The sequence below is a fragment of the Geodermatophilus sp. URMC 64 genome (assembly GCF_053502555.1).
On sequence record NZ_CP199955.1, the window covers coordinates 1,635,576 to 1,661,276 of the forward strand.

24 protein-coding genes are annotated in these 25,701 nt (G+C 74.7%); 10 read left to right on the plus strand and 14 right to left on the minus strand.

The genetic code is table 11. From position 1 onward, the window contains the following. Positions 1-44 precede the first annotated feature (44 nt). Positions 45-2,024, minus strand: coding sequence for a hypothetical protein (locus ACWIYF_RS08120; RefSeq protein ID WP_448627610.1), 1,980 nt, complete (start codon positions 2,022-2,024; stop codon positions 45-47). A gap of 131 nt (positions 2,025-2,155) precedes the next feature. On the opposite strand from ACWIYF_RS08120, the gene ACWIYF_RS08125 reads away from it, so the two are divergent. Continuing rightward, positions 2,156-2,851, plus strand: coding sequence for a hypothetical protein (locus tag ACWIYF_RS08125; RefSeq protein WP_448627611.1), 696 nt, complete (start codon positions 2,156-2,158; stop codon positions 2,849-2,851). Between the two features lie 69 nt (positions 2,852-2,920). Here ACWIYF_RS08125 and ACWIYF_RS08130 read toward each other — a convergent pair whose 3' ends face one another. After that, on the minus strand, positions 2,921-5,230 hold the full coding sequence (locus ACWIYF_RS08130; RefSeq protein ID WP_448627612.1) for a HelD family protein: 2,310 nt from the start codon (positions 5,228-5,230) through the stop codon (positions 2,921-2,923). Positions 5,231-5,367: 137 nt separating this feature from the next. Between ACWIYF_RS08130 and ACWIYF_RS08135 the strand changes: the two genes are divergently transcribed. Then, positions 5,368-5,661, plus strand: coding sequence for a DUF6191 domain-containing protein (locus tag ACWIYF_RS08135; RefSeq protein ID WP_448627613.1), 294 nt, complete (start codon positions 5,368-5,370; stop codon positions 5,659-5,661). 298 nt (positions 5,662-5,959) lie between these two features. Here the strand turns inward: ACWIYF_RS08135 and ACWIYF_RS08140 are convergent, their stop codons facing one another. Next, positions 5,960-6,688 carry a hemerythrin domain-containing protein gene (locus ACWIYF_RS08140; RefSeq protein ID WP_448627614.1) on the minus strand — a complete coding sequence of 243 codons (729 nt, stop codon included), beginning with the start codon at positions 6,686-6,688 and terminating at the stop codon, positions 5,960-5,962. A gap of 249 nt (positions 6,689-6,937) precedes the next feature. On the opposite strand from ACWIYF_RS08140, the gene ACWIYF_RS08145 reads away from it, so the two are divergent. The 5 genes from ACWIYF_RS08145 (at position 6,938) to ACWIYF_RS08165 (ending at position 12,702) form a co-directional block, all read left to right on the plus strand. Then, a complete protein-coding gene (locus tag ACWIYF_RS08145) occupies positions 6,938-7,735 on the plus strand; it encodes an alpha/beta fold hydrolase (RefSeq protein WP_448627615.1) in 798 nt (265 codons plus the stop codon). Continuing rightward, on the plus strand, positions 7,732-10,023 hold the full coding sequence (locus tag ACWIYF_RS08150) for a SpoIIE family protein phosphatase (protein ID WP_448627616.1): 2,292 nt from the start codon (positions 7,732-7,734) through the stop codon (positions 10,021-10,023). The genes ACWIYF_RS08145 and ACWIYF_RS08150 overlap by 4 nt, the downstream gene beginning before the upstream one ends. A gap of 88 nt (positions 10,024-10,111) precedes the next feature. After that, positions 10,112-10,423, plus strand: a complete 312-nt coding sequence (locus ACWIYF_RS08155; RefSeq protein WP_448627617.1) for a hypothetical protein — start codon at positions 10,112-10,114, stop codon at positions 10,421-10,423. Between the two features lie 42 nt (positions 10,424-10,465). After that, positions 10,466-11,629 carry an acyl-CoA dehydrogenase family protein gene (locus tag ACWIYF_RS08160; RefSeq protein ID WP_448627618.1) on the plus strand — a complete coding sequence of 388 codons (1,164 nt, stop codon included), beginning with the start codon at positions 10,466-10,468 and terminating at the stop codon, positions 11,627-11,629. Then, entirely contained in the window at positions 11,629-12,702 is a 1,074-nt protein-coding gene (locus tag ACWIYF_RS08165) for an acyl-CoA dehydrogenase family protein (protein WP_448627619.1), read from the plus strand. Before ACWIYF_RS08160 ends, ACWIYF_RS08165 begins: the two co-directional genes overlap by 1 nt. Positions 12,703-12,753: 51 nt before the next feature. Here the strand turns inward: ACWIYF_RS08165 and ACWIYF_RS08170 are convergent, their stop codons facing one another. Together ACWIYF_RS08170 and ACWIYF_RS08175 are read right to left on the minus strand one after the other, a co-directional pair. Beyond that, positions 12,754-13,332 (minus strand): hypothetical protein, encoded by a 579-nt coding sequence (locus tag ACWIYF_RS08170; RefSeq protein ID WP_448627620.1) that lies wholly within the window; start codon positions 13,330-13,332, stop codon positions 12,754-12,756. A 135-nt stretch (positions 13,333-13,467) separates the two neighbouring features. Beyond that, positions 13,468-14,091 (minus strand): antibiotic biosynthesis monooxygenase family protein, encoded by a 624-nt coding sequence (locus ACWIYF_RS08175; protein ID WP_448627621.1) that lies wholly within the window; start codon positions 14,089-14,091, stop codon positions 13,468-13,470. A gap of 94 nt (positions 14,092-14,185) precedes the next feature. On the opposite strand from ACWIYF_RS08175, the gene ACWIYF_RS08180 reads away from it, so the two are divergent. Beyond that, positions 14,186-14,914: an alanyl-tRNA editing protein gene (locus ACWIYF_RS08180; protein WP_448627622.1), complete on the plus strand. Its 729-nt coding sequence runs from the start codon at positions 14,186-14,188 to the stop codon at positions 14,912-14,914. A 42-nt stretch (positions 14,915-14,956) separates the two neighbouring features. Here ACWIYF_RS08180 and ACWIYF_RS08185 read toward each other — a convergent pair whose 3' ends face one another. From ACWIYF_RS08185 to ACWIYF_RS08215, 7 genes are all read right to left on the minus strand, one after another. Then, entirely contained in the window at positions 14,957-15,997 is a 1,041-nt protein-coding gene (locus ACWIYF_RS08185; protein ID WP_448627623.1) for a glutathione S-transferase family protein, read from the minus strand. Between the two features lie 66 nt (positions 15,998-16,063). After that, positions 16,064-17,692 (minus strand): ABC transporter permease, encoded by a 1,629-nt coding sequence (locus tag ACWIYF_RS08190; protein WP_448627624.1) that lies wholly within the window; start codon positions 17,690-17,692, stop codon positions 16,064-16,066. Continuing rightward, positions 17,689-18,606 (minus strand): ATP-binding cassette domain-containing protein, encoded by a 918-nt coding sequence (locus ACWIYF_RS08195; protein WP_448627625.1) that lies wholly within the window; start codon positions 18,604-18,606, stop codon positions 17,689-17,691. The genes ACWIYF_RS08190 and ACWIYF_RS08195 overlap by 4 nt, the downstream gene beginning before the upstream one ends. Next, complete coding sequence (locus ACWIYF_RS08200; RefSeq protein ID WP_448627626.1) at positions 18,603-19,241, minus strand: TetR family transcriptional regulator; 639 nt, start codon at positions 19,239-19,241, stop codon at positions 18,603-18,605. Before ACWIYF_RS08200 ends, ACWIYF_RS08195 begins: the two co-directional genes overlap by 4 nt. A 56-nt stretch (positions 19,242-19,297) precedes the next feature. Then, positions 19,298-20,965, minus strand: coding sequence for an allophanate hydrolase (gene atzF, locus ACWIYF_RS08205; RefSeq protein ID WP_448627627.1), 1,668 nt, complete (start codon positions 20,963-20,965; stop codon positions 19,298-19,300). Next, on the minus strand, positions 20,962-21,171 hold the full coding sequence (locus ACWIYF_RS08210) for a hypothetical protein (RefSeq protein ID WP_448627628.1): 210 nt from the start codon (positions 21,169-21,171) through the stop codon (positions 20,962-20,964). Before ACWIYF_RS08210 ends, atzF begins: the two co-directional genes overlap by 4 nt. A 16-nt stretch (positions 21,172-21,187) precedes the next feature. Next, positions 21,188-21,607, minus strand: coding sequence for a DUF1810 domain-containing protein (locus tag ACWIYF_RS08215; protein WP_448627629.1), 420 nt, complete (start codon positions 21,605-21,607; stop codon positions 21,188-21,190). Between the two features lie 74 nt (positions 21,608-21,681). Here ACWIYF_RS08215 and ACWIYF_RS08220 point away from each other — a divergent pair, with 74 nt between their 5' ends. Further along, entirely contained in the window at positions 21,682-22,035 is a 354-nt protein-coding gene (locus ACWIYF_RS08220; protein ID WP_448627630.1) for a YciI family protein, read from the plus strand. Continuing rightward, the gene (locus ACWIYF_RS08225) at positions 22,032-23,243 is read left to right on the plus strand and encodes an RNA polymerase sigma factor (RefSeq protein WP_448627631.1); all 1,212 of its coding nucleotides are present in this window, start codon (positions 22,032-22,034) and stop codon (positions 23,241-23,243) included. The genes ACWIYF_RS08220 and ACWIYF_RS08225 overlap by 4 nt, the downstream gene beginning before the upstream one ends. A 1-nt stretch (position 23,244) precedes the next feature. On the opposite strand, the gene ACWIYF_RS08230 is transcribed toward ACWIYF_RS08225, so the two are convergent. After that, positions 23,245-24,594, minus strand: a complete 1,350-nt coding sequence (locus ACWIYF_RS08230; protein ID WP_448627632.1) for an amidase family protein — start codon at positions 24,592-24,594, stop codon at positions 23,245-23,247. Then, positions 24,591-25,496, minus strand: a complete 906-nt coding sequence (locus ACWIYF_RS08235) for an alpha/beta hydrolase (protein WP_448627633.1) — start codon at positions 25,494-25,496, stop codon at positions 24,591-24,593. The genes ACWIYF_RS08230 and ACWIYF_RS08235 overlap by 4 nt, the downstream gene beginning before the upstream one ends. Positions 25,497-25,701: the final 205 nt, after the last annotated feature.

Sequence of the window (25,701 nt, forward strand, 5' to 3'; positions counted from 1 at the left end):
GCCGTGCCGTTTCCGGGCTCTCGGTACCGAGAGCCCCTGGCCGGTCACCCGCCGACGTGGATGCCGGGCCGCTTCGCGGGATCGGGCTCGGCCTCGCGGAGAATCTCGCGGACCACCGGCGGCGTGTCCCCGCGGCCGAGCAGCAGGTACCGGAACAGGTGGCCGAGCGGGTTGCCCTCCGACCACTCGAAGTGCGCGTGCGGCCGCACGCCGGTGGTGTCGCGCAGGGCCAGCAGGATCGCCGCGATCGCGTTCGGCACGGCGGGGCTCTCGGTCCGCAGCACCCGGTGCCCCTCGACCTCGACGCCGCGCACGCGCAGCACGTCGCTGAACGTGGAGGGGTCGACGACGTCGACCTCCAGGAAGAGGACGTCGGTGGCGCCGGGCACCGGGTTCATCCCGCGCTGCTCCTCCTCCTTGGCGTCGTACTCGGCCTTGTCCCCGGCCTGGCGCTTGTTGGCCACGACGTGCAGCCGGCCGTCGCGGCGCAGCGAGTCGGTGAGGAAGCGGCGGGCCGGCTCGTCGAACTCGATCCGGTCGGCGCGCAGTTCGGTGGTCCGGGTGATCCGCGAGACCAGCGAGATCACGATGATGCCGGCGATGAACATCGCCGAGATCGCGAGGCCGTCGGGCTTCTCGACCACGTTCGCGACCAGCGCGTAGAGCAGCACAGCGGTGAGGACGCCGAACCCGGTCGCGGACCGCCGCCTGCGGGCGCGGGCCGCGCTGATCGTGACCGCCAGCGCCCCGGAGACCATCATCGCGAGGATCCCGGTGGCGTAGGCGCCGGCCTGCGCGTTGACGTCGGCGCCGAAGGCCACGGTGATCACGATGCTGATGCCGGTGTAGACGAGCACCACCGGGCGGATCGCGCGGCCCCACTCCGGCGCCATGCCGTACCCGGGCAGGTAGCGCGGCACGATGTTGATGAGGCCGGCCATCGCCGAGGCGCCGGCGAACCACAGGATCAGCACGCTGCTGACGTCGTAGACGGTGCCGAAGACCCCGCCGATGTGCTCGTGGGCGAGGAACGCCAGCGCGCGGCCGTTGGCCGCGCCACCGGCCTGGAACTCCTCCGGCGGGATCAGCACCGTGGTGATCAGGCTGGTCGCGACCAGGTAGACGCTCATGATCAGCGCGGCGGTGGTCAGCAGCTTGCGGGTGTTGCGGATCCGTGCGGTGAGGCGCTGCTCGTCGGTCTCGCCCTCGGCCGCGACCAGCGGCATCATGCTGACCCCGGTCTCGAACCCGGACAGCCCGAGCACCAGCAGCGGGAACGCGGCCAGCGCGGGCAGCAGCACCCCGCCGAACCCGCCGCTGCCCTCGGTCAGCCGGTCCAGCCAGGCGGTAAGCGCGGCGGGCGTCTCGAGGACCTCGATCAGGCCCTCCGCCACGACGACGGCGTTGAGCAGCAGGAAGACGGCGACCAGCGGGATCGCCACCGACACCGCCTCGGTGAACCCGAGCAGGAAGACCCCGCCGAGGATCAGCAGCAGGACGACGGTGACCACGACCGCGTGCCCGTCGAGGAACGACGGGAAGAACGGGTTCTCGATCATGTGCACGCTGGCGTCGGCGGCCGACAGCGTGATCGTGATGATCCAGGACGTCGCCACGAACCCGAGCAGGACGAGCACGAAGATCTTGCCGCGCCAGAACGGCAGCAGGTCCTCCAGCATCGCCACCGAGCCCTGGCCGTAGGGACTCTCCTTCGCCACCCGGCGGTACATCGGCAGCATGCCGAGCAGGGTCAGCCCGACGATCAGCAGCGTGGCCAGCGGGGAGAGCGCGCCGGCGGCCAGCGCGGCGATGGCCGGCAGGTAGGACAGCGTGGAGAAGTAGTCCACGCCGGTGAGGCACATGACCTTCCACCAGGCGTGGCCCGCCGTGTGCTCCTCCGCGCCGGCCGGGCCCTCGGGCAGCACGCGGTGCTCGAGCAGCCACCGGGCCAGCCCGTGCTGCGGCGGCGCGGCGTCGTCCCCCAGTTCGATGCACGCCGGGACGGCGAGCTCCGTGGCGGCCACGCCCTGAGGGTCCTCCTGCGGCGGGGACACCGCCGCCCGGGACGTCGGGACGCCGAGCCCTGGGACCGGGGACGCCGGGCGGGAGAGGTTCCGGGTGCTCCCGACACGACAACCCTGGAAGGACACACACGATGACCGCGTCCACCGAGCCGACCGCCGTCGCGGCCGCGCCGAGCCCCGAGGTCACGCCCGGCAGCCGCTTCCGCCGGATCGGCGGTGGGCTCACGCTGCTCGCCTCCGGCACCCTCGTCTGGGCCAGCCTGGCGATGATCCCGTACGAGAACGACACGACCGCCGAGTACCTGCAGACCGGTGTCGACCACAAGGAGCTGATCCTGTGGGCGGCCGTCGTCCTGCACTACGGCTACCTGCTGCTCCTGCCGGCCGCGCTGACCCTGGTCCACCTGGCGCGGCGCCGGGCGAGGAGGACCGCGATCGCCGCGATGGTGCTCGCCGGCCTCGGCGCGGGCCTGTCCGGCATCGTCGTCGTCGACTTCTACGACGTCGCCCTGGCCAACTCGCTGCCCGCCGACCAGGCGGTGCAGATCTGGGAGACCGCCGCGGGCTACGGGCAGGGCGCGCTGCTGAACCTGCCGGCGATCCTCGGCCTGCTCGTCGGCACCAACCTGGCGGTGTTCGCCGCCTGGCGGGCCAAGGCCATCCCGTTCCCGCCGGTGGTCCTCAGCGTCGTCGGCTGGGTGGTGTTCTTCTTCTTCGCCAACGACGCCTGGCTGCCCACGCTCAGCATGGCGCTGCCCGCGATCGCCCTGGCCTGGTGCGGCGTGATCGTGCTGCGGATGGGCGACAGGGCCTGGGACCGCGCCTGACCGACCCGACCTCGGCCATTGTGGCCACTTCGGCCCCGCCAAGGGGGCCGAAGTGGCCACAATGGCCGTTCAGTCGTGCAGGCGGGAGAGCTCGGGCGGGAGCTCCCCGGGGTGGACGACGGCGAGGGTCCGCGTGGCGCGGGTCAGCGCCACGTACAGGTCGCTCCAGCCCCGCACGCCCTCGGCCACGATCCCGACCGGGTCGACCACCAGCACCGCGTCGAACTCCAGGCCCTTGGCGCCCTCCGGCGGGAGGACGACGGTGCCGGCCGTGAGGTCGGCGAGGGTGTCCGCCGAGGTGCCGGGCACGCGCGCCGCGACCGCCCCGGCCACCTCCGCCAGCCGGCTCGGCGGCACGAGGACGGCCAGCGTGCCCTCGCCCTCGGCCAGCCGGGCCGCGGTCTCGGCGACCCGCTCCGGCAGCTCGGCCTCCTCCACCCGCTCGGCCGTCGGCTGCTCCCCGGTGGAGCGGACCGACCGGGGGGCCGTGAGACCGCTGCCGGTCGCGGCCAGGACGTCGGCGGCGACGGCCATGATCTCGGCCGGCGTCCGGTAGTTGATCGTCAGCTCCTCGAGCCGCCAGCCGTCGCCCAGGTGCGGGCCCAGCGTCTGCGCCCACGACGTGGCCCCGGCCGCGGAGCCGGTCTGCGCCACGTCGCCGACCACGGTCATCGACCGGGTGGGCACGCGCCGCAGCACGGTCCGCCAGGCCATGGCGGAGAGCTCCTGCGCCTCGTCGACGACGACGTGCCCGAAGGTCCAGGTCCGGTCCGCGGCCGCCCGCTGCGCCGCCGTCCGGGTGTCCACCTCCTCCTGCCGCTCGGCGAGCAGCTCGGCGTCGAGCACGTCGGCGGCCGACAGGAACTCGGCCTCCTCACCCTCGTCGACGTCGGTCGACTGCGAGCCGGCGAGGATGTCGAGGGTCTCCTGGGCCTGCCGGACCAGCACCGAGCGCCGGCGGTCGGCCGCGGCGGCCGCGGCCGGGTCGACGCCGAGCAGCTCCTCGGCCTCCTCGAGCAGCGGGACGTCGGCCGGCGTCCACGCGGCGTCCGCGGGGCGGTGCAGCAGCGCCCGGTCGGCGTCGGACCAGCCGCGGGTGGCCGCCCTGATCCGCCGCGGCGAGGCGTAGAGCTCGCGGAGCAGCTGCTCGGCGGTCAGCCGCGGCCACAGCCGGTCGACCAGGTCGCGCACCGACGGCTCGGTCGCGATCTCCTCGCGGATCTCCTCGAGGTCACGCCGGCTGAACAGGTTCCCCCCGCCCAGCGGGTCGGACCCCAGCTGCTCGGCGTAGCGGCGGGCAATCGTGTCCACCACCTCGCGGGCGAACACGCGGCGGCCCTCGTTGTGCAGCCGCCGGCCGGCCCGGCCGCGGGTGCGGGCCTGCTTGGCGTCGGCCGGGCGGAACTCGACCTTGGTCCGGTCGACGACCACGGTCTCGACGCCGTCGGGCAGCGTCTCCCGGTCGCGGACGGCGGCCTTGAGGACGTCGACCATCGCCAGGCGGCCCTTCACCTCCGCGACCTCCGGCGGCTCCGTGCCGGTGGCGGTCAGACCGGGGCGGAGCGACGCGAGGTCGGACAGCAGCACGCCGGTCTCGCCGAGCGAGGGCAGGACGTCGGCGATGTAGCGCAGGAAGGTCGTCGACGGGCCGACGACGAGCAGGCCGCTGCGGGCCAGCCGCTCGCGGTGGGTGTAGAGCAGGTAGGCCGCGCGGTGCAGCGCCACCGCCGTCTTGCCCGTGCCCGGACCGCCCTGGACGACGAGCACGCCCTTGGCGTCGGCGCGGATGATGCGGTCCTGCTCGGCCTGGATGGTCCGCACGATGTCGGTCATCCGCCCGGTGCGGCTGGCGTTCAGGGCCGCCAGCAGCGCCGACTCGCCGGTCAGGCCGGAGGAGGTCGCGGCCGCGGGGTCGTCGGGGTCGAGCACCTCGTCGGACAGCGCCACCACCTCGCGCAGCCGGGTCCGGATGTGCCGGCGCCGGGCGATGCCCAGGTCGTTGAGCGCGGTCGCGGTGTAGAAGGGCTGGGCGGCGGGGGCGCGCCAGTCGACCAGCAGCGGCTCCTCGTCGCCGTCCTCGGCGGACAGGCCGATCCGGCCGACGTAGCGGAGGCCGGCGTCGTCGCGCAGGTCCAGCCGGCCGAAGACCAGCCCGCTCTCGGCGGCGTCCAGGGCGGTCAGCCGGGCGGTCTGGAAATTGGCCGCCGCCTCCCGCTCGCCGACCGACTGCGGCGTCGTCGGCCGGGTCGCCAGCGCCTCCCGCAGCCGGTGCACCGCCCGGGCCCGCACCTGGTCCAGCCGCCGGTAGCGCACGGTCACCGCGGTCTGCTCCGCGGCCAGCTCCGGGTCGGCGACGTCATCCCGTCGAGGACTCGACAATTCCTGCTCTCTCCGTTAAAATCCGTGCAATTCCGCAAATGGCACATTTCCTGCTGTTGCAGCAATTCGCCATTGTGCCCAGATGTTCCCGGCGCTGTCACCCGTTCCGCGCGGCATGTCGCGCTACGGTTCCGCCCATGGGCCCCGGGCTGCTCGTCGCGCTGACCCTGCCGGGTCTGGTGCTGCTGCTCGTCGGCGTGGCGGTGGCCGAGCAGCTCGCCGCCCGGTTCGGCCGCCGCGGGCCGGTGTCCCGCCGCCGGCGGCACGCGCTGTCCGCGGGCGGGCTGGACGTCTTCTCCGCGGCCCTGGCGCCCGGCCGGGCGGTGGACCTCGAGCAGCAGCGCGCCCGCGAGTTGCGGTGCGACGACACCGAGGACGGCGCCCCGCCCCGCAACCGGATCGACCTCGACGGGGGCGTCGCCTACCTGTGAGGAAAACGGCACGGGACCGCACGGAACCGCAACCTCGAGGTCACCGTCGCGTCACACGGCCTTCCTAGCGTGGGTGGCGATCATCACCGAGCAGCGTGGTGGTGAGTCGTCACTTCGAGGGGAACGAGCGCCATGAGCACCACCACGACCGTGCGGCCGGTCACCTGGACCTGCCCGAACTGCCACGAGGAGACGCGCGCGCCGCGCAAGCGCTGCACCGAGTGCGGCACGTCCCGCTTCTGACACGACACGGCCGGCAGCGAGGGGCACTCGCTGCCGGCCGCGTCGGTTCCGCGGGTCAGAGGGCGGGCGGCGCCCCCCGCAGGCGCACCACGGCCGCGCGGTAGCGGCCGGAGCCGACCGCCCGCCACGCCCACCGGCGGAGCGCCGGCAGCCCGGAGAGCAGCCGCGCGCGGTCGCCCGCGCAGGCGTCCTCCAGCGCGAGTCCGAGCACCAGCGTCTGCTCGCGGGGGGAGAGGTCGGAGCGCACCGAGCGGGCGATCGCCGTCCATGTGCAGGTCTCCAGGTGGGCGGCCAGCAGTGGGTGCAGCTGCTCCTCCTCGCGGGCGGTCTGCGCGTCGACGGCGTCGGCGAGGTCGAGGCAGGCCATCGCGAAGCTGTCCCGGGCGGCGCAGGTCTCGGCGACGGCCCACTGCCGGGCGGCGGTGGCGAGGTCGCGCAGCTTGTGGTCGATCCGGGCGCAGCTGGCGGTCCAGTCGGCCAGGCGGGTGGCCAGCTCCTCGTCGCCGGGCAGCGCGCGCTGCAGGGCCGGCCAGAGCAGGTCCCGCTCGACGCGGTGGTGCTGGAGCAGCACGCGCCCGATCAGCTCGGCGTGCCGGGTGAGGGCGGCGGTGCGGGCGGGCTCGGCGGCCGGCGCCCAGGTCGAGAGCTCCGCCAGCAGGCGCAGTTCGCGGCGCACCAGCGTGTGCAGGATGCGCTGGTAGGCCACGGCGCGCGTGGGCGCGGGGCGGACGGCGGCCGCCGGACGGCCGGCGCCGGAGCGGGGGAGGACCGCGGTGGCGGTCATGGGAGCACCTCTGTTCACATCGCGGTTGCTGACGTCTCGTACTCGACGACGCTGGGCACACTAGGGAGCCCGATGTCCCGGATGACAGGGAATTCCGTCCTGATACGTCCCGGGACCGAGAAAATCTCGCCGGACACCCGACTCCCGTGCGGCGCCGGTCCGCCGAGCGGATGACTCCTGGGTCGGTCGGACGCGGAGTGCCGTCGTCCCGGGCTTGTCCGGTGCGCCGTCGCGAACAACGATGAGCCGATGACCGTCGCCACGCGCAACCGCGTTCGCGTGTGCGGTCCTCCGGGTGCGCGGCCGATCGTGTTCGCCCACGGCTTCGGGTGCGACCAGGCCATGTGGCGGTTCATCGCCCCCGACTTCGCGGTCGACCACCGCGTCGTCCTCTTCGACCACGTCGGCGCGGGGAACTCCGACCTGTCGGCCTACGACCCGGACAAGTACGGCTCGCTGCGCGGCTACGCCACCGACGTCGTCGAGATCTGCCGCGAGCTCGAGCTCTCCGACGTCGTGTTCGTCGGGCACTCGGTGAGCGCGATGATCGGCGTCCTGGCGCTGCGGGAGGCGCCCGAGCTGTTCGGCGCGCTGGTGATGGTCGGCCCGAACCCCCGCTACGTGGACGACGACCCCTACGTGGGCGGCTTCAGCCGCGCCGACATCACCGGGCTGCTCGATACCCTGGACAGCAACCACCTCGGCTGGTCCCGGCAGATGGCGCCGGTGATCATGGGCAACCCCGACAAGCCGGAGCTCACCGAGGAGCTGACCAACAGCTTCTGCCGCACCGACCCGGGCATCGCCCGCCAGTTCGCCCGGGTGACCTTCCTGTCCGACAACCGGGCCGACCTGCCCGACGTCTGCGTCCCCACGCTCGTGCTGCAGTGCAGCCAGGACGTCATCGCGCCCGACGTCGTCGGCCGGTACGTGCACGAGCAGATCCCCGGCAGCACGCTGACCCGGCTGGCGGCCACCGGCCACTGCCCCCACCTCTCGGCCCCGGAGGAGACCACGGCGGCGATCCGTGCGTTCCTCGCGACGTGAGCGGGACGGACGCCGACGTGGGCACGCCCGATCCGCGGGGGGACCTGTCCCGGCTGCTGGAGGACGACCCCGCGGACCTGTACGAGAACGCGCCCTGCGGCTACCTGTCCACGCTGCCCGACGGCACGATCGTCAAGGTGAACCGCACCTTCTGCGCGTGGACGGGGCGGCCGGCCGAGGAGGTCCTGGGCACCCGCTTCCAGGACCTGCTCGCCGTCGGCGGCCGGGTGTTCCACGAGACCCACCTGGCCCCGCTGCTGCGCATGCAGGGAGCGGTGCGCGAGATCGCGCTCGACGTCCTGCGGGTGGACGGCACCGTGCTGCCCTGCCTGCTCAACGCGGTCGAGGTCCGCAACGACGCCGGTGCGCCGCTGCTGGTCCGCACCACCCTGTTCGAGGCGACCGCGCGGCGGCGCTACGAGCGTGAGCTGCTGGCCGCCCAGCGCAGCGCGGAGGAGTCCGAGGCCCGGTCGCGGACACTGCGGCAGGTGGTCTGGGACCTGGCCGCGGCCACCACGGTCGCCGACGTGGCCACCGTGATCGTGCAGCACAGCCGGCGGGCGCTGCAGGCGGCGGCTGCTGCGCTGCTGCTCATCGACGCGCCCGACGACCGCCCGGGCGCCGAGGAGCCCGCGCTGCGGCTGATCCTCGCCGAGGGCCTGCCCGAGGAGCTGCTGCACGAGCTGCAGCTCGCCGCCGGCGAGCGCCTCGCCCTCGAGCTCGCGCAGGGCGTGCGGTCCATCCCGCTGGACGACCGGATGCGAGAGGTCCAGCCCGCGGTGGCCGCGGCGCTGGCGGCCGCGCGGCTGACCGAGCTCGTCGTCGTCCCGGTCGCCGCCGACGGCCGGCGCCTCGGGGTGCTGGTCCTCGGCCTCGGCAGCGGCGGGACCGGGCTGATCAGCCTGGAGGAGCCCGTCGCCGGACTGCACCGGCCCCTGCCTCCCGCCGAGGTCGACCTGCTCTGGACGCTCGGCCGCCAGGCCGGGCAGGCGCTCGAGCGGGCGCAGCTGCACGAGGAGACCGCCCGGCAGGCGGAGCGATCGGCCTTCCTGCTCGACGCCGCCCGGCTGATGGCCGGCGCCGCCGACGTCCACGACATGCTGGCCGGGCTCTCGGAGCTCGCGGTCCCCCGGCTGGCCGACGTCGTCTTCATCGACCTGGCCGGCGACCAGGGGCTCTCCCGCGTCGTGGCCCGCCACGGCGATCCCGCGCGCCAGCCCGTGGTCGACCGGCTGCGGCTGCACCACACGGCCCAGCGGACCGGCTCGCCGCCGAGCTCCCGCGCGCACGCGCTGGGCCGCACCCAGTGGCTGGCCGAGTTCGGCGACGACCTGCTGGCGCGGGTCGCCCGCGACGAGGAGGAGCTGCAGGCCGGCCGGGAGCTGGAACTGCGCAGCCTGATCAGCGTGCCGCTCGTCGTGGACGGGCGGTCGCTCGGCGTGATCACCCTGCTCGGCGACCGGTCGCGGCCGCGGTTCACCGCGGCCGACGTCGACGTGGCCGAGCAGCTCGCCCTCCAGGTGGCGCTGGTGGTGGACAAGGCGCAGCGCTACGAGCTCGACGTCCGGACCTCGCACACGCTGCAGGCGAACCTGCTGCCGCCACCCCCGCCGTCGGTCGAGGGGCTGGCGCTGGCCGTGCGGTACCTCCCGGCCACGCGCGGGGTCGACGTGGGCGGGGACTTCTACGACGTGGTGCCCCTGCCGGACGGCGCCGTCGCCCTGGCCGTCGGCGACGTGGTCGGCCACGACATCACCGCGGCGGCCACGATGGGCCAGCTGCACAGCGTGTACCGGGCGCTGCTGGTCGACCAGCCCACGCCCAGCGCGGTGATCGACCGGCTGCAGGCCAGCTGGTCGCTGCTCGGGCTGCAGCGGATGGCCACGGCGCTGTTCGCCACGCTCGAGCCGGCCACGGGGCAGCTGCGGATCGCCTCGGCCGGGCACCTCTCGCCGGTGCTGATCGCCGGCGGAGCCGCGGAGCTGCTGCCGGTCGCGCCCAGCCGGATGCTGGGTGCGCCGCCGGCGCCCGCGCCGGCGGCGGAGTGGGCGGGGGTCCTGCCGCCGGGCGCGACGCTGCTGCTGTTCACCGACGGGCTGGTGGAGAGCCGGTCGGCCGACCTGGACGACGGCCTCGACCGGCTGCTCGCCGCGGCCGCGCGGGCCGGCACCGCCGACCCGGACGAGCTGGTCGACCGGCTCCTGGGCGACCTCACCGGCCTGCACCGCGCCGACGACATCGCCCTGCTCGCGCTGACCCGGCTGGGGTGCGCCGCGGCGGGACCGTGACCGGCGTGCGCGCCGAACGCAGAAGGTAGGTGCGCGAGCGCCGCCGGACGAGGATCGTGGAGCGCAGCACGGCTCCGGGGAGGGCGCCATGGACATCCGTGACGACGCGATAGCTCAGGCCCTCGACGGCGCGACCGGTGACTACGCCGTCTCCGGCGACGCGATGCGCTGGTCACCGGAGCTCGCCGACCAGCCGGCCCGGTCGCCGGGCGGGGCAGGCCTGCCCGGCGTCGACGTGGCGGCCGGGCTGGGCGCGGTGCTCGGCCTCGACGCCGCAGGCGTGCGGCGGCTGGTCTCCGGCGCCCTGTTCTCGCTCACCTCGGCGGCCAGCGACGTCGTGAGCGAGCTGCGCCAGCTCACCCGCGGGTCGGCGGCGGAGGAGGACGAGCCGCAGAGCTGACCTGCCCGGGCCGCCGACGCCCCGCTCTGGCAGGGTGCGGTCATGGGGAGCAACTCGCTGACGCTGGCGCCCGCGCCGCGGTCGGAGGCGGCCGAGCAGGTGCGCGAGGAGGTCCGGGCGTTCCTCGCCGATGAGCTGGCGGCCGGCTCGTTCACCACGCACGTCGACACCTGGCTGTCCGGGGTCGACCCCGCCTTCTCCAGGAAGCTCGGCGACCGCGGCTGGCTGGGCATGACGTGGCCCAAGCGGTACGGCGGCCACGAGCGCTCGGCCATGGAGCGCTACGCGGTCACCGAGGAGCTGCTGGCCGCCGGTGCCCCGGTGGCGGCGCACTGGATCGCCGACCGGCAGTCCGGGCCCAACCTGCTGCGCTACGGCACGGAGGCGCAGAAGGCCGAGATCCTTCCGCGGATCGCGGCGGGGGAGTGCTTCTTCGTGATCGGCATGTCCGAGCCGGACTCCGGCTCCGACCTGGCCTCGATCCGCACCCGCGCGACCCGCAACGCCGACGGCGACTGGGTGGTCAACGGCGCGAAGATCTGGACGTCGAACGCGCACGCCTCGCACTACGCGATCACGCTGGTGCGGACCTCGCCGGCGGACCCGGCCAACCGGCACGCGGGCCTCTCCCAGCTGCTGGTGGACCTGTCGACCCCCGGGATCACGGTGAACCCGATCCGGATCCTCGACGGCGGCCACCACTTCAACGAGGTCGTCTTCGAGGACGCCGTCGTCCCCGCCGACATGCTGCTCGGCGAGGAGGGCAACGGCTGGCACCAGGTGACCGCGGAGCTGGCCTTCGAGCGCAGCGGCCCGGAGCGGTTCCTGTCCACCTATCCGCTGATCGCCGAGTTCGCCCGCCGGGTGGCCGACTCGGGTGATCCGGCCGGGGTGGCGGTCCTCGGCCGGTTGTCGGCGCGGCTGCTGGCCCTGCGGCAGATGTCGCTGCGGATCGCCGCGGCGCTGGACCGCGGCGAGCTGCCCAACATCGCGGCGGCGCTGGTCAAGGACGTCGGGACGACGTTCGAGGCGGACGTGATCGACGAGGTCCGCCGGGTGGTGGACGTGCCGGCGTCCCTGGACTCGCCGGACCCGCTGGCCCGGGCGCTGGCCGAGGCACAGCTGCACGCCCCGGGCTACACGCTGCGGGGCGGGACGAACGAGATCCTCCGGGGGATCGTGGCTCGTGGATTGGGGCTCCGCTGATGGCGTCCGACCAGGACCTCGTGGTCGAGACCGTCCGGGACATCCTCGGCGCGCACGAGCCGTTCGTGCTCACCGCCGAGCGGCCGTGGGACGCCGCTCTGTGGGCCTCGCTCGCGGAGGCCGGGCTGACCGGCGTCGGCATCCCCGAGGAGGCCGGCGGCTCCGGCGGCGAGCTCGCCGACGCGGTGGCCATCGTGGCCACATTGGCCGCCGGCGCCGCCGCCGTCCCCGTGGCCGAGCAGCTGCTGGCCGCCGGACCGGCGCTGGCCGCCGCGGGCGTGGAGCACACCGCCTTCGACCAGCCGCTGACGATCGCCGTCGCCGACGCGGTCACCGTCGAGGCGTCCGACGACGGCGACGGGCCGGGCCGGTTCTTCCTCACCGGGACGGCGACCGACGTCCCGTGGGCCGGCGTGGCGCAGCGGCTCGCCGTCCTGACGCAGCCGCCCGCCGGGCTGGACGGGGCGCTGCTCGCGCTGGTCGACGTCTCCGGCCTCGAGGCGACGGCGGCGGCGAACCTGGCCGGCGAGCCACGGGGCTCGCTGGTGTTCCAGAGCACGCCGGCGACCGGCGCGGTGCTGACCGCGGCGCAGGCCGAGCTGGTGCGCGCCCGGTACGCGCTGGCGCGGGCGGTGCAGCTGTCGGCGGCGCTGCAGCAGGTGCTCGCCTGGACCGTGCAGTACGCCGGCGAGCGGCAGCAGTTCGGCCGGCCGCTGGCGAAGTTCCAGGCGATCCAGATGGAGCTGGCGGAGATGGCCGGCGAGGTCACCGCGGTCGCCGCGCTGACCGACGCCGCCGTCCAGGCGCTCGACCGGGGCGACGGCGCCGTCCTCGCCGCGGCGGCGGCGAAGGTGCGGGCCGGTGCCGCCGTCGAGGTGGTGGCCCGGCTGGCCCACCAGGTGCACGGCGCGATCGGGTTCACCCAGGAGCACAAGCTGCACCACCTCACGCGGCGGCTGTGGTCCTGGCGCGACGAGGCCGGCAGCGAGCTGCACTGGTCGCGCGTGCTCGGCGCGGGCCTGCTCACCGGCGGCGCCGACGAGCTCTGGCCCGCGCTGACCCGCGTCGTCTGACGGCCCCCCTGCAAGGTCCCGCCGCGAGTGGCGGGGGCAGGGGGTCCTTTCTCAGACCATCTCGGGGACCCGCAGGTGGTGCAGGACGAGGTCCATCTCGGCCATGTCGGTGAGCTCCATGCTCACCGCTCGCGCGAACTCCTCCCGCATGGCCTCGGCCATCTCGGTGGCGTGCCGCATCTTCTCCCGGCTGGCGTAGGTGACCGAGGTGACCGTCCGCCCGCTGGCCCGGTTGACCATGAGGCTGACGCTGCAGAAACCGGGCAGCTCCTCCATCCGCGGCAGCATCGACATGCGGAAGTCCTCGAGGTTGCTGTCCATCTGCTCGGGGCTGCGCCGGCCCCAGATCACCCGGGTGCAGGCACCCTCGGGCGCCTCGTGCAGCCGGTGCATGACCGCGATCTCCCATGGTTCTGTCTCGTACTCGCCGTCCATGATCTCGGCGCACCGCCGGCGGTAGTCGACGACGCTCTGCTCGGTGGCGTGCATCGCGGTCTCGTCGGCCCACGCGGAGGTGATGATGCAGCGGCCGGCGTCGCGGTCGCAGAGCATCGACACGCCCACGCAGCCGCTCATGCCTTGCAGGGCCGGCATGACCTCGTCGCGGACGTAGGCGATCTCGTCGTCCATCCGCTGAGGGTTGCCTCGCACGATGGTGGATCGGGCGTACATGCGCACAGCTCCTCTCCCGGACCCGGCGACGCCCCTGCGGCATCGCCGCGGGGCACACGATCCTCGCCGGGGCGGGAGGGTGGCAATGCTCCGTCATACCAGCTCGGGCACCCGCAGGTGGGCGAGCACGATGTCGAACTCGGCGACGTCGGTGATGTCGAAGCCGTGGCTGGCGGCGAACCGGTCGCGCAGGGCCAGGCCCCGCTCGGCCGAGCGGTCCATGGCCGCGCGGCTCTCGTAGCTGACCGCGGCCACCGCGCGGGCGGAGTCGCGGTCGACCAGCACGCTGACCGCGCAGAAGCCGTCCATCTGCTCGAGCTGCGGCGGGATCGTCGTCCGCCAGGCCTCGAGGATCCGGTCCAGCGCCCCGTGCTGGGCCTGGCACCAGATCACGCGGGCGCACGCGCCGTCCCCGGTCTCCCGGACCCGGTGCATCGCGGCGATCTCCCACTGCTCCACCTGGGGCTTCGGGGCGCCGATGATCTCCGCGCCGCGCGTCCGCGTGTCGCGCAGCGCCTCGCCGCTGGCGCGCATGGCTTCCTCCGTCGCCCAGGCCGTGGTGACGATGCAGCGGCCGGCCTCCCGGTCGCACAGCATCGACATCCCGACGAAGCCGTCCGCGGCCTCGGCCCGCGGCATCACCTCGTCGCGCACGTAGGCGATGAGATCGTCGACCGCGCCGGCGTTCCCCTGCAGAGTGGTGGATCGGGCGTACATGCCGCGGCTCCTCCCCGGGATCGGCGACGCCCCTGCGGCACCGCCGCGGAGGTCACTGTCCTCGTCCCGCCCCGCGGCGGGCAACATGCACCGCATGCCCGGAGAGACCCACACCCATCGGCTGGACCTCGTCGACGCGACGGTGCGCGAGTGGGACGCGACGGTGCTCGCGGTCGACCCCGAGCAGGGCATCGTGCTCGACCGGTCGGCCTTCTACCCGGGCGGCGGCGGCCAGCCGCCGGACGAGGGCGTGCTGCTGTGGGGCGGGGTCCGCACGCGGATCGCCGGCACCCGCAAGGGCGACGAGCTCTACCTGATCCCGGTCGAGGGCGATCCGGTGCCGCCGCCCGGCACTCCGGTGCGCGGCGCACTCGACGACGAGCGGCGCACCGCGCTCATGCGCACCCACTCGGGGCTGCACGTGCTCACCGGTGTCGTCTTCCGCGACTTCGGCGCGCTGGTCACCGGCGGCAACATGGAGCCGCTCACCGCCCGGATGGACTTCGACCTCGCCGAGGTGCCGCCGGACTTCAAGGAGCGGGTCGCCGAGGCGGTCAACGCCGAGATCGCCGCCGACCGGCCGATCGAGGTGAAGACCCTGCCGCGCGAGGAGGCGTTCGCGATCCCGGACATCATCCGCACCGCGACCAACCTGCTGCCGCCGGACATCGAGGTGGTCCGCATCGTCGACATCGTCGGCCTGGACACCCAGGCCGACGGCGGCACCCACGTGGCGTCGACGGCGATGGTCGGCCGGGTCGAGGTCACCAAGATGGAGAACAAGGGCCGCGGTTTCCGCCGCCTCCGCATCCGGGTGCTTTAGCCCGATAAAGCACCGGTGCTTTATCGGGCTAAAGCGCGCTGGTCACCGATGGGGGAGGCCGCCGGGGCCGTGGTCGGCGGGCACGGTCTCGTCCTCGGACGGCGGTCCCGGCGGGGTCCCGTCGCCGAACGGGCGGCCGCCGAGCTCCTCCCGCCCGTGCGGAGTCAGCCAGACCGACGTGTCCGGCCCCTTCGGGATGATCTGCGTCGGGTTGATGTCGGCGTGGACGACGTAGTAGTGCTCCTTGATCTGCGGGAAGTCGATCGTGTCGCCGAACCCGGGGGTCTGGAACAGGTCGCGGGCGTAGCCCCACAGCGCGGGGAACTCGCTGAGCTTCTGCCGGTTGCACTTGAAGTGGCCGTGGTAGACGGCGTCGAAGCGGGCCAGCGTGGTGAACAGCCGGACGTCGGCCTCGGTGATCGAGCCGCCCATCAGGTAGCGCTGCCCGGTCAGCCGCTCCTCGAGCCGGTCCAGCGCGGTGAACAGCCGGTCGAACGCCTCGTCGTAGGCCCGCTGGGAGCCGGCGAACCCGCAGCGGTACACCCCGTTGTTGACCTCGGCGTAGATCCGCTGCATCACCTCGTCCATCTCGGCGCGCAGCGGCTCGGGGTAGAGGTCGGGGGCGCCGTCGCGGTGGTAGGCCCGCCACTCCGTCGAGAAGTCCAGCGTGATCTGCGCGAAGTCGTTGGTGACCGCCTGCCCCGTCGGGACGTCGACGATCGTCGGCACGGTGATGCCGCGGTCGTAGCCGGGATCGCGGGCGAGGAAGGCCTCCTCCAGCCGCTCGTAGCCGAGCACCGGGTCGCGGCCGCCGGGGTCGAGGTCGAAGGTCCAGCTGCGCTCGTCGTGCGTCGGCCCGCACATGCCCATCGAGAGCACCTTCTCCAGGCCGAGCAGCCGGCGGACGATCACCGCCCGGTTCGCCCACGGGCAGGCGCGCGCGGCCACCAGCCGGTAGCGCCCGGGTTCGACCGGCCAGCCGCTCGACCCGTCCGCGGTGATGCGGTCGGTGAGGTAGTTCGAGTCGCGCGTGAAGTCCCCGCCGTCGCTGACGTAGCCCGATCCGGTGTCGTCCTCGCTCACGACGGGAGGCGTTCCCGGTACGGGATCGAGCCAACCCCCGGGCTTTCGGTACAGAAAGCCCGGGGATCAGGCCGGGACGTCGCGGCCCCGGAAGCCGGCCAGCGCGACGGCGACCAGCGCGGCGGCCGCCACGAGCAGCCCGGCCAGCGGGACGACGTCGAGCTCCTCGGCCGGCACCCTCGGCACCCAGGCCAGCGGCGAGAGCTTCTGCGCCCAGTCCGGCAGGTCCAGCAGCGGCGCGAACAACCCCACGACCAGCGCCCAGACGACGACCAGCCAGGACAGCGACGCCCACCGCGGCGCGGCGCCGAAGAGCGCGGCGGCCAGCCCGATGATCACCAGCACGGCCGGCAGCTGCACCAGCGCCGCGGTCAGCTGGGCGCCGATCCGCCCGGCGTCGTCCAGTGCCGCCGCGGCGGCGAGCCCGTCGGCCAGGCCGGCGACCACGAGCAGCAGCGCCGCCGCGCCGGACGTGACGGCGAGCCCGGCGCCGAGCAGCCGCCGCCGGTGCACCGCCGTCCCGAGCAGCAGCTCGGCGCGGCCGGCGGACTCCTCACCGCGCAGCCGCAGGACGGAGGCGACGGCGAAGCCGGCCGCGCAGAGCGCGAAGTACGTGCTGGCCGCCGCGGCGAAGCCGTCGGTCAGGTTGGCCGCGTCGGCGCCCACGGCCTCGAGCAGCCGCGGGTTGTCGGCGACCATGCCGACCACCGACTTCGACAGCGAGCCGAAGGTCAGCCCGAGCAGCGCCAGCCCGACCGCCCAGCCGACGACGGTGCCGCGCTGCAGCCGGACCAGCAGCCCGAGCGGGCCCGACAGCGAGGCGGCCGCCGCGGCCGGCCCCCGGCTGGGCGCGATCAGCCCCGCGCCGACGTCCCGCCGGTCGCCGAGGGCGTACGCGGCCGCGCCGAGCGCCGCGATCAGCACCACCGACAGCAGCAGCGGCGCCCACCGCAGGTCCACGAAAGCGCGGGTCTGCTGCGCCCACGCGATGGGCGAGAGCCAGGACAGGGCGCTGCCGTGCTCCTGCACGATGTCCCCCACGCCGCGCACCACCGCGGCCGCCCCGAGGACGGCGAGCGCGGAGCCCGACGCCGCGCGCGCTTGCGTCATCGCCTGTGCGGTCACGCCGGCGACGCAGCCGAACACGATGCCGGTCAGCGCCCAGCCGACCGCCAGGGCGAGGGAGTCGACGACGGCGAGCCCCGAGCCGGCCAGCCCCGCGAACACCACGACGCCCACCGCCAGGTTGGCCAGGGCCATGAGCAGCAGCGCGGCGGTCAGCGGAGCCCGCCGTCCCACCGCACCCGACAGGAGCAGCTCGGCGCTGCCGCCGTCCTCCTCGGCCCGGGTGTGCCGGACGACGAGCAGCAGCGACATCACCGCCATCGCGACCATCACCGACAGGCCGAGCTCGTTGGCGATCATCGCGCCGAGCGTGTAGTTCTCCGTGCCGTAGCCGGGGCCGCCGAGGATGATCCCGGCCGGCGTCTGCATGACCGCGGCCCGGCTCTGCCGGGCGGCCGCGGTGTCGTAGAGCCGGCCGAGGCCGACGACGGCGTAGACGGTCAGCGCGCCCAGCGACAGCACCCAGATCAGCAGCCGGCGCCGGTCGCGGCGCAGGGCCGCGCGCAGCAGCGTGCCGGTGCCCGCGTACGCCACCGACCCGGGGACGGCGGCGACGGTCGCGGCGCTCATTCCGCACCGACCAGGGCGAGCTCGTCGCCGTAGTGCTGCAGGAACAGCTGCTCCAGGGACGGCGGCGCGCAGACCAGGCTCTCCAGGCCCAGCGCGGCCAGCTCGCGGGTGACCGCGTCCAGGTGCTCGTTGTCCACCAGGAACGTGGCCCGGCGGCCGTCGGCGGCGAAGTCGTGGACGCCGGTCAGCCCGGCCAGCGGCGCCGGGTCGCCCCGGGTGACGGCGGTGACCGTGTTGCGGGTCAGGTGCCGCAACTGGGCGAGCGTGCCGCTCTCGACCGTCCGCCCGTTGCGGATGATCGTCACGGTGTCGCACAGCTTCTCGACCTCGGCGAGGATGTGGCTCGACAGCAGCACCGAGCGGCCGGCGTCGCGTGCCTCGGCGATGCACTCGGTGAACACCGCCTCCATCAGCGGGTCGAGCCCGGAGGTCGGCTCGTCGAGCACCAGCAGCTCGACGTCGGCGGCCAGCGCCGCGACCAGCGCGACCTTCTGCCGGTTGCCCTTGGAGTAGGTCCGCGTCTTCTTGGTCGGGTCGAGCTCGAACCGCTCGAGCAACTCGGCCTTGCGCTTGCCGTCGGGGCACCCGCGCAGCCGGATCAGCAGGTCGATCACCTCGCCGCCGGTCAGGTTCGGCCACAGGGTCACCTCGCCGGGCACGTACGCCAGGCGGCGGTGCAGCGCGACGGCGTCGGCCCACGGGTCGCCGCCGAGCAGCCGCGCGCTGCCGCCGTCCGCCCGGAGCAGGCCCAGCAGGATCCGCAGCGTCGTCGACTTCCCGGCCCCGTTGGGCCCCAGGAACCCCGCGACCTGCCCCGGCTCGACCGTGAGGTCGAGCCCGTCGAGCGCGCGGACGTCGCCGAAGCACTTGGTCAGGCCGGTGATCTCGACGGCAGGGTTGTCGACCTCGTTCATCTCTTCTCCCGGTACTGCGCGTAGGCGTCGAGCAGCGAGGAATCGGTGAGCAGGCCCTCGGTGTAGAGCTCGAGGGCGGGCAGCGAGTTGGCCTCGGCGTAGGCGCGCAGGGTGGTGCGGTAGTCGCCGTCCACCGGGGGGTGCCGGCGGACGAAGGACAGGACCGCGCCGATCCCGACGTCGACCAGGAACGACGCCCGGGCCGCCGGATCGCGGCTCGGCTTCATGCGGCCGGCGGCGACGGCGTCGGCCAGGTACTGCTCGGCGTCCTCGGTCATGCGCCGCAGCAGCGTGGCGGCCAGGTCGCCGCCGGAGAGCAGGGTCTGCACGAGGTAGCCGACGAGCGGGGCGAACTCGTCGAGGGCGGCGAGCTGGTGCAGCCAGTCGGCGGGGGCCTGCTGCGTGAAGGCGTCGGTCTCCGCCTCGCGGATCACCCGCAGGACGTGCTCGTCGCAGACCGCGCGCAGGCCGTCCTTGGAGCCGAAGTGGTGGATGACGAGGCCGGGGCTGACGCCGGCGTCGGCGGCGATGGCGCGCACCGAGGCGCCGAAGCCGTCGGCGCCGAACCGGCGGATCGCGGCGTCGCGGATGCGGGCGCGGCCGGTGAGGTCGTCGTCAGCCGGGGCTGAACGCATGTTCAGTAGGCTAGCCACGCGTTCAGCCCCGGGTCAACGGGCTGTGCTTTTTCGGGCTAACGCGCCTGTCGGTACGCCCGCCAGCCGCCGTGGGCGGTGATGTCGGCGGCCGCGTCGACGCCGCCCGGGTCGGTGAGGAAGCCGGGGACGACGCTGCCGTCGTCCAGCTCGACCGGCCCGAGCGCCAATGGCGCGGCGACCGTGGGCAGCAGCTCGCCGAGCCCCGCGGCCGGCAGGTCCCACACCTCGACCTCCAGCCCCTCGGCCGGCCCGCCCGCGTCCCGCACGAGACCGGGGCGGGGGAGCGGGCCGGGCACCCGGTACATCCGGTAGCCGCCGGCGGTGCGGGCGCGGGCGTGCAACCGGCCGCCGAGCGCGACCAGCTGCGGGTTGAGCGGCTCCCCGGTGAGGTGGGCACCGGCGACGGCAACCAGGCTCCTGACCGGCGGTGGCTCGACCGGCTCGCCGCACGACCGCGCGGCCAGGTCCAGCAGCGGCCGGTCGGCGAAGGCCGGGGCCAGCAACTGGACGCCGAACGGCAGCCCGTCGTCCCGCAGCCCGGCCGGCACCGCGACCGCGCAGAGGTCGAGCAGGTTGACCATGTTGGTGTAGGTGCCGAGCCGGGCGTTGACGCCGACCGGATCGGCCGCCACCTCCGCCAGCGTGGGGTGCCCCGGGGTGACCGGCAGCAGCAGCGCGTCGGCGCCGACGAAGGCGCGCAGGGCGACCGCCCGCAGCTCGGCCAGCCGCTGCTCGCCCCGGTAGACGTCGGCCCCGGTGATCGACCGCGCCGCGAGCACGATCGCCCGCACCGTCGGGTCCAGGTGGGGGCCGTCGGGCTCGAGCTCGTCGCCGAACGCGGCCAGCCGCTCGGCGAGGAACGGCCCGCCGTAGAGCAGCCGCGCCGCCTCGAGGAACGCCGACACGTCGACCGGCACCAGCCGGGCCACGGTCGCCGCGTGCGCCAGGGCCGCCTCCCAGGCCGCCGCGTGCGGCGGGTCGAGGTCCAGCGGCCCGTCCGGGACGGCGACCACCCGCATGGTGGCCGCCACGCCGGGGGGCTGCTGCGGCTGCCGCGACCACGGGTCCTCCGGGTCGGGGCCGGCGAGCACCTCGAACGCGGTGCGGGCCAGCGCCACGGTGCGGGTGAAGGTGGTGACGCAGTCCAGCGACGGGGCCGCCGGCAGCACGCCGCGGGTCGGGACGACGCCGCGGGTGGGCTTGAGGCCGACCAGGCCGTTGAACGCCGCAGGCACCCGGCCGCTGCCCGCGGTGTCGGTGCCCAGCGCCAGCGGGACGACGCCGGCCGCCACCGCGACCGCGCTGCCCGAGCTGCTGCCGCCGCTGACGTGCGCGGCGGAGAAGACGCTGGTGCAGGCGCCGTACGGGGAGCGGGTGCCGACCAGGCCGGTGGCGAACTGGTCCATGTTGGTCTTGCCGACCGGCACCGCGCCGGCGTCGAGCAGCCGGCGCACCGCGGTCGCCGACCGGGCCGCCGGGGCGGTGCGGGCCGGGCAGGCGGCGGTGGTCGGGACGCCGGCGACGTCGATGTTGTCCTTGACCGCGAACGGCAGGCCGGCCAGCGGCCCGTCGTCCGCGGGCTCGAGGGCGGTGACCTCGTCGGGGGAGAGGAGCCGGATGAACGCCGGCTGGTCGAGGTCCGGGACTCGCGACTCAGGGTGGGTGGTGGTGGTCGCCGGGGTGGTGGGGTGGGTGGACGTCACTGTCTGCTCCAGCGGGCGCGCTCGGCGTCGAACGCGGCGCGCCGCCGCGCCCGGACGTCGCCGATCTCGGCAGCGGAAGCCTCCTCCAGCGCCCACACCTCGGCCAGGGAGAACGTCGCCGATGGAACTGCTTCTCCGCCGAGCAGGCTGGCCAATTCCGCGGTCTCGTGGCTTCCCGGGCCCGGGAAGGCCACGAGAGCGCGCATCTCGCGTGCGGCGGCGTCAGAGGAGGCGGCCGAGGGTGAGCTCGTCGGGGGTGCCGCCGAAGTACTTGTCGAGCACCTGCGCGAACACCGGGTCGCCGTCGGCGGCGGCGAACAGCGTCATCGACGAGCGCAGCTTCTGCGCGTCCACCGACCCCAGGACGGCGACCGCGTCGGAGCCGGGCAGGTCCAGCAGCGCCCGCGCGCACTCCACCAGCCGTGGGCCCAGCACCGGGTGGGCGAGGTAAGCCCGCGCCTCGTCCAGGCCGGAGATCGCGTAGTACTGCGAAGCCGTGCTCCGGCCCAGCCCGGCGACCTGCGGGAAGACGAACCAGATCCAGTGGCCGTGCTTGCGCCCGGCGCGCAGCTCGGCCAGCGCCTGCTCGTAGGTGCCGCCGCGGTCCTGCGCGTCGAGGAATCTTTCGAGATCTGCGCTCATGTGTCGATCCGGCCGTCGTCCGTTCGTGTAGGAGGTGAGCCGGCAGGCTGCCGGCACCGAGGAGGAGAGCAGAGATGGCCCTGTACGTGATCGGCATGTACCAGCCCGACGGCATCGTGCCCCCGCCCGAGTTCCTCGCACCGATCATGGCCCAGCTCGGTGAGCTGCAGCAGGAGATGCAGACGGCCGGCGCCTGGGTCTTCTCCGGCGGGCTGCACGACGCGAGCACCGCCACCGTCCTGCGGGCGAACGACCGCGGCGACGTCGTCGTCACCGACGGCCCGTACACCGAGGGCAAGGAGCACCTCGGCGGGTTCACCGTCATCGACGTGCCGGACCTCGACGCGGCGCTGCACTGGGGCCGGCGGCAGGCGGAGATCACCGGTCTGCCGATCGAGGTGCGGCCGTTCCGGGAACGCTTCGAGTGACCGACGCCGCCGGCGTCGCGCGGGTCTTCCGCGAGGAGCACGGCCGCGCGGTCGCCGTCCTGACCCGTGTCCTCGGCGACCTCGACCTCGCCGAGGACGCGGTGCAGGACGCCTTCGAGGCGGCGCTGCAGCACTGGCCCGAGCACGGCCTCCCGCCGAGCCCGGCCGGCTGGATCATCACCACCGCCCGCAACCGGGCGATCGACCGCCTCCGCCGCGAGGCCAAGCGGGACGACCGGCACGCCCAGGCGGCGCTGCTGCACGCGCAGGAGGAGCGCGAGGAGGACGCCGTGCCCGACGACCGGCTGCGGCTGATGTTCACCTGCTGCCACCCGGCGCTGGCGCCGGCTGCGCAGGTCGCGCTCACCCTGCGGCTGCTCGGCGGGCTCACCACCGCGGAGATCGCCCGCGCCTTCCTGGTGCCCGAGCCGACGATGGCGCAGCGGCTGGTGCGGGCGAAGGGCAAGATCCGCGACGCGCGCATCCCGTACCGGGTGCCGGACGAGGCGGAGCTGCCCGACCGGCTGCGCGCCGTCCTCGCCGTCGTCTACCTGGTCTTCACCGAGGGGCACTCGGCGACCTCCGGGCCCGGGCTCGTGCGCGAGGACCTGTGCGCCGAGGCGATCCGGCTCGGTCGGCTGCTCGCGCAGCTGATGCCGGACGAGCCCGAGGTCACCGGGCTGCTGGCGCTGATGCTGCTCGTCGAGTCCCGCCGCCCGGCGCGGGTCGGTCCGGACGGCGAGCTGGTGCTGCTGGCCGACCAGGACCGCACCCGGTGGGACGCCGGCCTGATCGCGGAGGGGCAGGCGCTGGTGCGGCGGTGCCTGCGCCGCAACCGCCCCGGGCCGTACCAGGTGCAGGCCGCGATCAACGCCGTCCACAGCGACGCCGCGACCGCCGCCGACACCGACTGGCGGCAGATCGTCGCCCTCTACGACCAGCTGCTGGCGCTGACCCCCACGCCCGTCGTAGCGCTGCACCGGGCGGTCGCGGTGGCCGAGGTGGAGGGTCCGGCCGCCGGGCTCGCCCTCGTCGACGCCCTCGACCTGCCCGGCTACCACCTCGTCCCCGCCGTCCGCGCGGACCTGCTGCGCCGCCTCGGCCGGGACGCCGAGGCTGCGCAGGCCTACGAGACCGCGCTCGAGCAGACCACCAACGAGGCCGAGCGGGCCTTCCTCGCCCGCCGGCTCGCCGCGGTCCGCGGCTGAGTCAGCGCAGCGCGGCCTCCACCTCGCCGGCGACGGCGAGCAGGGCGGGATCGTCGCCGGGCAGCGCCTCCAGCGAGATCCCGATGGGCAGGCCGGCCTCCGTCGTCCCCGCCGGCAGCGAGATCGCCGGCATCCCGGCCGTCGAGCCCGGCCCGGTGTTGCGGATCGTGGTGAGGAAGACCGGAACCTGCCGCCCGTTGAGCTCGGTCGTGTCGTCGTCCCCGAGCGGCGGGGCGGGCAGCGGCACCGTGGGGTAGACCAGCGCGTCGAGCCACTCGGTGTCGATCGGGCGGAGCGCGGCCGAGTAGGCGCTGCGCAGGCGTTCCCGGGTGGCCAGGGCCTGCCGGTAGACCTCGTCGGTGAAGCTGCCGCCGGCGGCCAGCTCCATCGCGCCGCGCACGTCGGGGGAGGCCACCCGGACCAGGACGTCGGCGAAGGTCAGCTCCCGCTCCGGCCCGGGCAGGGTGGCGAGGTAGGCCGGGAGGTCCTCGGCGATCTCGAAGAAGACGATGGGGAACCCGCACTCCGCGTCGAGGTCGTGGGCGCCGGCGACGTCCACCTCGACCAGGTCGATCCCGGCGTCGGCGAGCCGGTCGAGCGACCGTTCGGCGCAGTCGGCGACCTCGGGGTGCAGGTCGTCGAAGTAGCCGCGGCGGGGGACGCCCAGCCTGATCCGGCGGCCAGGCGGCGCGGCGGCCGGGTCGCCGGTCACCAGCTCGTCGACGACGGCGACGTCCGCGACCGTGGTGGCGAAGACGCCGGCGGTGTCGCGGGTGCGGGAGATCGGCACCACGCGGTCATTGCCCCACCGGCCGACCGTCGGCCGCCAGCCGACGACCCCGCAGTGCGCGGCCGGCACCCGCATCGACCCGCCGGTGTCCGTGCCGAGGGCGATGGGGACGACGCCGGTCGCCACCGCCACCGCGGAGCCGCCCGACGAGCCGCCGGGGGAGCGGCTCGGGTCGTGGGGGTTGCGGACCGGGCCGAAGGCGGCGTTGTTGCTGGTGATCCCGAGGGCCAGCTCGTGCAGGTTGGTCTTGCCGACGATCCCGGCGCCGGCGGCGCGCAGCCGCTCGACGGCGCGGTGGTCCCGGCCCGGGCGGGAGTCCGCCAGGGCCGGGGTGCCGCCGGTCGTGGGGAAGTCGCGGGTGTCGAGGTTGTCCTTCACCGCGAGCGGGACGCCGGCGAGCGGGCCCGCGCCGCCGTCCACCCGCTCGGCCAGCGCGAGGAAGGCGCCCAGGTCGGCGATCCCCCGCGCCCGGTCGAGGGCCGCGGCGAGCACCTCCTCCGCGCTCGACGCGGCGATGCGCTCCCGAAACCGGTCGAGACCAGATGAGGGGACGGAGGTCATGCCGTGAGGTGGGTGCGGAACCAGCGCAGCTGCGCGGCGGCGTTCTCCTCGAACGCGGGCGGAACGTAGGCCTCGAAGTGCCCGCCGGGCAGGACGACGAGCTCCTTGGGGTGCCGCGCCCGCTCGAAGTAGTCCAGGGCCAGGTCGGCCACCGTGAGGTGGTCCCGGGCCGCGACCACCATCATCAGCGGCGTCGGGGAGATGTCCTGGATGTAGGCGCCCGGCTCGTACTCGATGAACATCTCCACCGAGCGCAGGGTCACCTCGTTGCGCCAGCTCGGCGCCCGCTCCTGGCTCGTGTCGAGGAAGAAGTCGTGCGAGTCCTCGGTGGGCAGCGCGCAGGCCTCGTCCGGCGCCTTCTCCCAGGCCACCTGGATCATCCCCGGCTCCTTGCCGGCGTAGCGGGCCACGCGGTCGGCGTCGAACATCTCGCGCAGCGCGGCGAAGGTGTCCGACCGGATCAGCCGGCGGGCGTTGGCCAGCCCGCTGACCAGCGGGACCTGGGAGACCACGCAGCGCACCCGGCGGTCCAGGGCGCCGACGACGAGCACGTGCGCGCCGCTGTAGCTCGAGCCCCAGATGCCGATCCGCTGCGGGTCGGTCCACGGCTGGCCGAGGGCCCAGGTGATCGCCGTCCGGTAGTCGCGGATCTGCTGCCATGGGTCGATCTCGCCGCGGGGCTCGCCGTCCGAGGCGCCCAGGTTGCGGTTGTCGTAGACCAGCACGCCCAGCCCGCCGGCGGCGAAGTACTCGGCGAAGGAGTCCAGGTACATCTCCTTGACCGCCGAGTACCCGTGCGCCATCACGATCAGCGGCGCGGGCCCGTCCACGCCCTCGGGGGCGTAGTGCCAGCCGCGCAGGGTGACGCCGTCCTCGGTGGGGAATTCCACGTCCTGGCGCATGTCTCCTCCTGGTGCGCTCGCAGGTGGGTCGCACTCTGCGCCGTCCGAAGGAGGACGGCGGGTGGATTGCCGCCTTCGAGACGCCGCTGCGCGGGTCGTCACCCCGCGTCGTCCCGCCGACGGGATCTGCGCAGGTCGCCCAGCGTGGTCCAGATCACGGTGCGGTCTTGTGGCGTTCCGAAACGCGCGGCTAGCGTCCGGCCGT

Excerpts from the sequence above, each read along its gene's own strand:
- ACWIYF_RS08125 (WP_448627611.1), top strand. The coding sequence starts at position 2,156 with ATGACCGCGTCCACCGAGCCGACCGCCGTCGCGGCCGCGCCGAGCCCC.
- ACWIYF_RS08135 (WP_448627613.1), top strand. The coding sequence starts at position 5,368 with ATGGGCCCCGGGCTGCTCGTCGCGCTGACCCTGCCGGGTCTGGTGCTG.
- ACWIYF_RS08140 (WP_448627614.1), bottom strand. The coding sequence starts at position 6,688 with ATGACCGCCACCGCGGTCCTCCCCCGCTCCGGCGCCGGCCGTCCGGCG.
- ACWIYF_RS08145 (WP_448627615.1), top strand. The coding sequence starts at position 6,938 with ATGACCGTCGCCACGCGCAACCGCGTTCGCGTGTGCGGTCCTCCGGGT.
- ACWIYF_RS08155 (WP_448627617.1), top strand. The coding sequence starts at position 10,112 with ATGGACATCCGTGACGACGCGATAGCTCAGGCCCTCGACGGCGCGACC.
- ACWIYF_RS08160 (WP_448627618.1), top strand. The coding sequence starts at position 10,466 with ATGGGGAGCAACTCGCTGACGCTGGCGCCCGCGCCGCGGTCGGAGGCG.
- ACWIYF_RS08165 (WP_448627619.1), top strand. The coding sequence starts at position 11,629 with ATGGCGTCCGACCAGGACCTCGTGGTCGAGACCGTCCGGGACATCCTC.
- ACWIYF_RS08170 (WP_448627620.1), bottom strand. The coding sequence starts at position 13,332 with ATGGACGACGAGATCGCCTACGTCCGCGACGAGGTCATGCCGGCCCTG.
- ACWIYF_RS08175 (WP_448627621.1), bottom strand. The coding sequence starts at position 14,091 with ATGTACGCCCGATCCACCACTCTGCAGGGGAACGCCGGCGCGGTCGAC.
- ACWIYF_RS08180 (WP_448627622.1), top strand. The coding sequence starts at position 14,186 with ATGCCCGGAGAGACCCACACCCATCGGCTGGACCTCGTCGACGCGACG.
- ACWIYF_RS08190 (WP_448627624.1), bottom strand. The coding sequence starts at position 17,692 with ATGAGCGCCGCGACCGTCGCCGCCGTCCCCGGGTCGGTGGCGTACGCG.
- ACWIYF_RS08195 (WP_448627625.1), bottom strand. The coding sequence starts at position 18,606 with ATGAACGAGGTCGACAACCCTGCCGTCGAGATCACCGGCCTGACCAAG.
- ACWIYF_RS08200 (WP_448627626.1), bottom strand. The coding sequence starts at position 19,241 with ATGCGTTCAGCCCCGGCTGACGACGACCTCACCGGCCGCGCCCGCATC.
- ACWIYF_RS08210 (WP_448627628.1), bottom strand. The coding sequence starts at position 21,171 with ATGCGCGCTCTCGTGGCCTTCCCGGGCCCGGGAAGCCACGAGACCGCG.
- ACWIYF_RS08215 (WP_448627629.1), bottom strand. The coding sequence starts at position 21,607 with ATGAGCGCAGATCTCGAAAGATTCCTCGACGCGCAGGACCGCGGCGGC.
- ACWIYF_RS08220 (WP_448627630.1), top strand. The coding sequence starts at position 21,682 with ATGGCCCTGTACGTGATCGGCATGTACCAGCCCGACGGCATCGTGCCC.
- ACWIYF_RS08230 (WP_448627632.1), bottom strand. The coding sequence starts at position 24,594 with ATGACCTCCGTCCCCTCATCTGGTCTCGACCGGTTTCGGGAGCGCATC.
- ACWIYF_RS08235 (WP_448627633.1), bottom strand. The coding sequence starts at position 25,496 with ATGCGCCAGGACGTGGAATTCCCCACCGAGGACGGCGTCACCCTGCGC.